The organism is Corynebacterium sp. HMSC073B01 (assembly GCF_001838255.1).
Lineage (GTDB): Bacteria > Actinomycetota > Actinomycetes > Mycobacteriales > Mycobacteriaceae > Corynebacterium > Corynebacterium jeikeium_D.
The window spans coordinates 1-1,300 of the sequence record NZ_KV836164.1 but is presented as its reverse complement, the minus strand read 5'-3'; the positions used below and the strand labels follow the sequence as shown (position 1 = coordinate 1,300).

The following is a 1,300-nucleotide window of genomic DNA, read 5'->3' as shown; positions in this document are numbered from 1 at the left end:
GGACCTGACCCCCATGTGGTGGACACCTGATATCCAGCCCAGTCGAGCTGGGAAGAAAGGTAATCTACCACCATGTCCAGGTACTCCGAACAGTTCAAACGCGATGCCGTAGCCCTCTATGAGAACAACGAGGATCTCTCGCTGAACTCAGCATCAGCTGAGCTCGGTATCAACCGTGCCTCGCTACATTCTTGGGTCAAAAAGTACGGCACTGGCAAACGTGCCCGCATTAAAGCCGTGCACGATCAAGCCCAAGCGGCGAATGATTCTGCGCGAATCCGTCAGCTGGAAAAAGAAGTCTCTAAGCTGCGCGAAGAACGCGACATCCTGCGTAAGGCCGCGAAATATTTTGCCGAAGAGACTCACTGGTGATCCGCTTCCAGTTTGTCGATGACCACCGAACCGAGTACTCGGTTAAGCGGATGTGCGATGTGTTAAAGCTGAATCGTTCCTCGTTTTACAAGTGGGTGAGCACCCGTAAAAACGCAGGTTAAAGATGTATTCTGATGCCGTTATTGGTGCAAGAATCAAGACCATCTTCGATGATGAGCACGGGCTTTATGGTGCTAAACGCATCGCCGCAAGCCTCAAGGAGGACACGACGTATACCCCGATCAATCACAAGAAAGTTGCACGCATCATGAAATCCATGGGGTTAAAAGGCTTTAGCAAACGGCGTCGATGCATTACTACCAGGCGTAAGCCTGGTCACCGTGTCATGCCAGATCTAGTAGGCCGCAAGTTCACAGCTGGCGAGCCAAATCGTGTGTATGTCGGTGACATTACTTACCTGCCGTGTAGGGGAGGCAAAAACATGTACCTTGCCACAGTCATTGACACGTATTCACGTAAACTTGCAGGTTATGCACTCGCAGACCACATGCGGGTCTCACTAGTTATCGATGCTCTAGCCCACGCACACGGCGTGCGCGGCAGTCTTGACGGGACTATTTTCCATTCCGATCACGGCAGCGTGTACACCTCACAAGACTTTAGGAACTACTGCTCGTCGTTAGGTGTGCGCCAGTCCATGGGCGCGGTTGGAACGAGTGCCGATAATGCCCTGGCAGAATCCTTTAACGCCACCTTAAAGCGGGAAGTGCTGCGTGATCGGAAAGTCTTTGACAACCCAATTAGCTGTCGTCAAGAGGTCTTCCGGTGGTGCATGCGCTACAACACGCGCAGGCGGCACTCCTGGTGCAATCTCGTAGCTCCTGATGTCTTTGAAGCCGAGACTTCGGCTATACTGACCACAGCAGCATAGCTAGCCCCCGATGTGTCCACTTTCCGGGGGTCGGGC

At 52.9% G+C, this 1,300-nt stretch carries 1 pseudogene; it reads left to right on the top strand.

From position 1 onward, the window contains the following. Nucleotides 1-72 precede the first annotated feature (72 nt). A pseudogene (locus tag HMPREF2849_RS06470) lies at nt 73-1,264 on the top strand (IS3 family transposase). Nucleotides 1,265-1,300 lie beyond the last annotated feature (36 nt).